Origin of the sequence: Beijerinckia sp. L45, assembly GCF_009765775.1 — a bacterium.
Lineage (GTDB): Bacteria > Pseudomonadota > Alphaproteobacteria > Rhizobiales > Beijerinckiaceae > RH-AL1.
This window is the reverse complement of the sequence record NZ_LMUU01000029.1, coordinates 13,020-17,651: the sequence shown is the minus strand read 5'-3', so window position 1 is coordinate 17,651 and position 4,632 is coordinate 13,020. Positions and strand designations below refer to the sequence as shown.

The 4,632-nt window shown below is 66.7% G+C and carries 4 protein-coding genes and 1 pseudogene; 3 read left to right on the top strand and 2 right to left on the bottom strand.

All coding sequences use genetic code 11. From position 1 onward, the window contains the following. Positions 1–250 (top strand): annotated as a pseudogene (locus GSQ79_RS29265) (argininosuccinate synthase domain-containing protein); the annotation flags it as partial. 165 nt (positions 251–415) lie between these two features. Here the strand turns inward: GSQ79_RS29265 and GSQ79_RS02450 are convergent. Both GSQ79_RS02450 and GSQ79_RS02445 read right to left on the bottom strand, forming a co-directional pair. Continuing rightward, a complete protein-coding gene (locus tag GSQ79_RS02450; RefSeq protein WP_158807149.1) occupies positions 416–1,249 on the bottom strand; it encodes a hypothetical protein in 834 nt (277 codons plus the stop codon). 173 nt (positions 1,250–1,422) lie between these two features. Then, positions 1,423–1,917: a GNAT family N-acetyltransferase gene (locus tag GSQ79_RS02445; protein WP_246725051.1), complete on the bottom strand. Its 495-nt coding sequence runs from the start codon at positions 1,915–1,917 to the stop codon at positions 1,423–1,425. Positions 1,918–2,084: 167 nt separating this feature from the next. Between GSQ79_RS02445 and GSQ79_RS02440 the strand changes: the two genes are divergently transcribed. Then, positions 2,085–3,095: a TonB family protein gene (locus GSQ79_RS02440; protein ID WP_158807148.1), complete on the top strand. Its 1,011-nt coding sequence runs from the start codon at positions 2,085–2,087 to the stop codon at positions 3,093–3,095. Continuing rightward, positions 3,092–4,267 carry a DNA replication/repair protein RecF gene (gene recF / locus GSQ79_RS02435; protein ID WP_246725050.1) on the top strand — a complete coding sequence of 392 codons (1,176 nt, stop codon included), beginning with the start codon at positions 3,092–3,094 and terminating at the stop codon, positions 4,265–4,267. Before GSQ79_RS02440 ends, recF begins: the two co-directional genes overlap by 4 nt. Positions 4,268–4,632: the final 365 nt, after the last annotated feature.

Genomic DNA, 4,632 nt, shown 5'->3' with positions numbered 1-4,632 from the left:
GCGCGAGATGCTGCAGGCGCTGATCGACAAGAGCCAGGCCTACGTGTCGGGCCAGGTGCGGCTGAAACTCTACAAGGGCAACACGATTTTGGTCGGGCGGTCGTCCCCAAACTCGCTCTACGACCAGGATCTGGTGACCTTCGAGGAAGGGGCGGTGGCCTACGACCACCGCGACGCCGCAGGCTTCATCAAGCTCAACGCGCTGCGGCTGCGCACGCTGGCGAAGCGCGATCGGAAGTTCGCGAAGTAGTACAGCCTCCCTTCTCCCGCTTGCGGGAGAAGGTGGTCCTCGCGTCAGCGAGGATCGGATGAGGGCGTCGACGTGGGGACGCTGCGGTTCAACAGGCACCTCCCTCATCCGTCACGGCTTCGCCGCGACACCTTCTCCCGCAAGCGGGAGAAGGGGGAAACGGGCTTATTCGAACCAATCGACCGGCGACGATCCGCGCGCCCAGTTCCGGTCCTCCCATTCGCGAAAAGCCACCTGCTCGCCCGGGCGCAGATAGATCGCGACGAGGTTTTCGGTGCAGCCCGTGACGAAGGCGACAAAACGCCCCGTCCCCAGAGGCTCCACCAAACCATTCATCGCCTTGAAAAACGGCGTCAGGTCGGGCCACTTTGCAGCGCTGAACGCGAAGGAGACCGATTGGCCAGTAACCAACGTGATGCGCCCGACAATCCGATCGGCATCCCGCGATGCCTCGACCGACTCGATCTCGAAATCGCCGAACGCCAAGCCAGCCAGCTCGTCGATATGGCGCCGCACGTATTCGTCAGCGTCACCGTCGTTGACGATGGAGATCATGACCGCGTTCGCGAAGATCGAATAGGAATGAACATCGAGCATCGCGCCCAACTCTTCGTCGGAGAGCTCTGCAAATTGCGGAAGAATGGAATCGACGTCCTCGACGTCGAGAAACGTGTCCGTTTCGGATGCCAACCCGCAGAACACGTCCCGGTCGATGGATCGTCCCGCCCGCCCTTTGAAGAGCGCGGTGATTTTGTCGGGCTCGCAGCGATCGGCGAGAACGCGCAGGCAGCGGACGACGTTGAGATCCCGGTCCAGCGTAGGACGGATCCGCAACCCCGCCGCCCCGAGCCGCTGCAACGCGCCGCGCACGACCTGCTTGCTGGCCTCGTCTGCCAGGAGCGCACGTGTTGCGGCGGCCCGCTCGACGAAGATCCGGACCATATTCGGACTGGGTTTCAAAGGAAACGCGCGTCCAAAAAGCTTTGCCCAGAGGGACATGTACGATCCTGAATGACGCTGAGTACGGACAACTTAGCGGCCGCCATCCGCACCGGCAACGAGGTGGCTTCCCTTCTCCCGCTTGCGGGAGAAGGTGGTCCTCGCGTGAGCGAGGATCGGATGAGGGCATCGACGTGAGAAGGCTGCGGTGCAGCCAGCACCGCCCTCATCCGTCACGGCTTCGCCGCGACACCTTCTCCCGCAGGCGGGAGAAGGGGCAGCCGCCACACCATCCGCCATGTCTTCAACCCCGACGCCGCGTTGACGCCGGCGCTCTCGCGCACAAACCCTTCGCGCTCATAAAACCGCACGGCGCGTGCGTTGTCCTGATTGACGTCGAGCATCAGGCCGTCGGCGGCGTCCCGCTTTGCGGCATCCAGCAACGCCTTCCCCGACGCGCCGCCCTTCGCCGATGACGCCACCACCAGCTGATGCAGATACCGCCGCGCCGGCTCGGTCGTCACGAACCCCACCGGCGTGCCATCCCGCTCCGCCACGAGCGTCGCCCGCGCCCCCGCCTCCGGCCCGGCCAGAAACCCGACGATCCAATCCCGACGCGCGGCAAAATCGATGGCCGGCATCGTCTCCTGCCAGGAGCGCACCCAGAGGTCGGCCAAGGCCGGCATGTCGGCGGGCCGCAAAGGGCGCAGGATCAGCTGGTCGCCCACGATTCTTTCGCCTTTGCGGTCCGTGCCTCAGAATCGCCCCGGTGACCCCCGAAGTCCCATGCCATGTGGCAGGAGACCCAGCGTCGTCGAATTCCCGGGGCGGAACAAGACGCTGCGTCGCTTTTCGCTGGCATGGGCGGCAGCGTCCATGATGTGACGTTTCTTGTATGGCCATGACGCAACCGACCGCCGCCGCAACTGCCCTCACCGCCCGCGAAGACCAGCGCTTCTTCGCGCGGGAAAAGCGCGCGCCGTTCTGGTCGCGCTCGCGCTTCATCGCCATCCTCGTCCTCGTCCTGCTCATCCACGCCGCGCTGCTCGTCTATTTCCTGTATCGCGACACCAAGGCGACGCAGGAGGTCGTGCAGGCCGAGGAAACCCCGATCGAGATCGTGGTCGAGCCGCCGCCGCCGCCCGCGGCGCCGCAGGACAAGCCGAAACCGTTACCCGAGCCGACCAAGGCACCGCCGCCGCCGGAGCCGCCCAAAGTGCCGCCACCCGAGGTGAAGGAAGACCTGTCGCCCGCCAAGGACGCGCCGCGCGCCGTCGAAGACAAGAAGACGGTCGACACCAGGCAGGCGCAGCCGAAGAGCGAACCCAAGGGACCGAAGCAGCCGACCCCGCCGGCCGAGCCGGCGCAGCCCTCGCCCGCCAAAGAGGCCACGACGGCGAAGCCGGCCGAGGACAAACCGGATGCGGAGGCCCTCGACAAGGCGACGCCCGAGGTCAAGAAGACGCCGCCGGCCAAGGAGTCGAAGGCCAAGTCCAAGACGAAGACGGCAAAGCCGGACGCTGCGCAGACACTCGCCGGCCTGTCCGGGCTGAAGAGCTTCAGCATCGAGGCGCCGGCGCCCCGTGTCCCGGTCGCCGGCGGCACGGAAGACGTGCGTTTTCTCTCGATCGTTCAGGGCATGATCATGAAAAAGGTCAGAGCCCTGCCGCGCCTGAACCGCTATCAGGAAGGCGGTCAGGTGACCGTGTTGTTCCATATCGATGACAGCGGACGGATTCTCACGATGGGGCTGGGTCAGACGAGCGGCAACCCGGAGATCGACCGCATGGCGATGAACGCCGTCAGCCAAGCCGGCCCTTTCCCGGCACCGCCGCGCGGCGTTCCGCATAGCCTGATCTGGGGAGACAGCGTGGACGGCCAGCTGCCGATCCGTGGCATGCGGTGACCGGCGCCGCGCTGCCTGATGGCGCGGCGGACGCCGTCGCCGCGCCGGCAAAAATCCGCCGGCTGGTGCTCGGCGATTTCCGCTCCTACGCGGCGCTGGATCTTGCCATCGGCGCGCAGACCATCGTGGTGACCGGCGAGAATGGGAGCGGCAAGACCAACCTGCTCGAGGCGATCTCGATGCTGGCGCAGGGCCGCGGCCTGCGCCGGGCCGAACTCGGCGCCTGCGCCCGCGTCGGCGGCAGCGGCGGCTTCGCCGTCTCGGCCGAACTCGACACCGGCGACGGCATCCGCCAGTTCGGCACCGGGCTGGAGCCGGCCCAGGGCGGGCAGCCGGCGGCACGACGCTACCGCATCGACCGCGAGCCGGTCGGCTCCGCCCGCGCCTTCGCGGACCATCTGCGCCTCGTCTGGCTGACGCCGTCGATGGACGGGTTGTTCGCCGGCTCGCCCGGCGAGCGCCGACGCTTTCTTGATCGTCTCGTGCTTGCCGTCGATGCCGAGCACGGGACACGGGTCGCGGCGCTGGAGCGCGCGCTGCGGCAGCGCAACAAGGTGCTGGAAGAAAGCGGCGACCGCGCCTGGCTGGACGCCATCGAGCGCGAGGTCGCGGAACTCGCGGTGGCGGTAGCCGCCGCGCGCAGCGAGACGGTGACGCGTTTGGCCACCCTGATCGGCGAGACGCACGATGCAAGCTCGCCGTTTCCCTGGGCCGACGTCGCGCTTCACGGCGACGTCGAAGCCTTGTGCGCCACGCACTCCGCTCTGGAGGCGGAGGACCGCTACCGCGCGATCCTCCGCGACAGTCGCCCACGAGACGCAGCCGCCGGCCGCACCCTGATCGGCCCGCAGGCGAGCGACCTGCTGGTTCGTCACGGGCCCAAAGATATCGAGGCGGGGCTGTGCTCGACGGGCGAGCAGAAGGCCTTGCTGGTGGGGCTGGTGATCGCCCATGCGCGGCTGGTGGCAGCGTTGAGCGGCCTCGCGCCGCTCATTCTCCTGGACGAGATCGCCGCGCATTTCGACGCCACCCGCCGGCTGGCCCTGTTCGAGGCGCTGGCCGGCCTGGCGAGCCAGGTCTGGATGACCGGCGCCGACGAGACCGCGTTTGCCCCAATCACCGGCCAGGCTCAGGTGCTGCGGGTGGAGCCGGGGCGTGTTATGATTGGCTGATGGCATGCAAACCGCTTGGACCGGCGGGAAGTCATATGGACTCCGATACGCAGGCACTTCGAGACAGGATCCAGGCGCAACTCGAACGCCTGCCGCCGGATCGTGTGGCCGAAATTGGCGATTCCTCGATTTTGTAAGCAAGCGTGAAAACGAAAAAGCGCGTTCGGTCGAACATGCGTTGACTGTTGCCATATCTGCCTTGAGCACGCCGGCATTTGAACGCGTCTGGGATAATCTCGAAGACGCGGCTCACGACGACGTCCCGCAGTTGTCATCAATTGCGAGCGCTACAACGCTGTACGGCCTGATATCGTCGTGATGGCCGTCACGAGCCAGATACAAAAGCAAGCTCCCGAATGGTGTTT

What these genes read in the sequence shown, in the direction of transcription:
- GSQ79_RS02450 (WP_158807149.1), bottom strand. Translation starts at nt 1,249, where the DNA reads ATGTCCCTCTGGGCAAAGCTTTTTGGACGCGCGTTTCCTTTGAAACCC.
- GSQ79_RS02440 (WP_158807148.1), top strand. Translation starts at nt 2,085, where the DNA reads ATGGCCATGACGCAACCGACCGCCGCCGCAACTGCCCTCACCGCCCGC.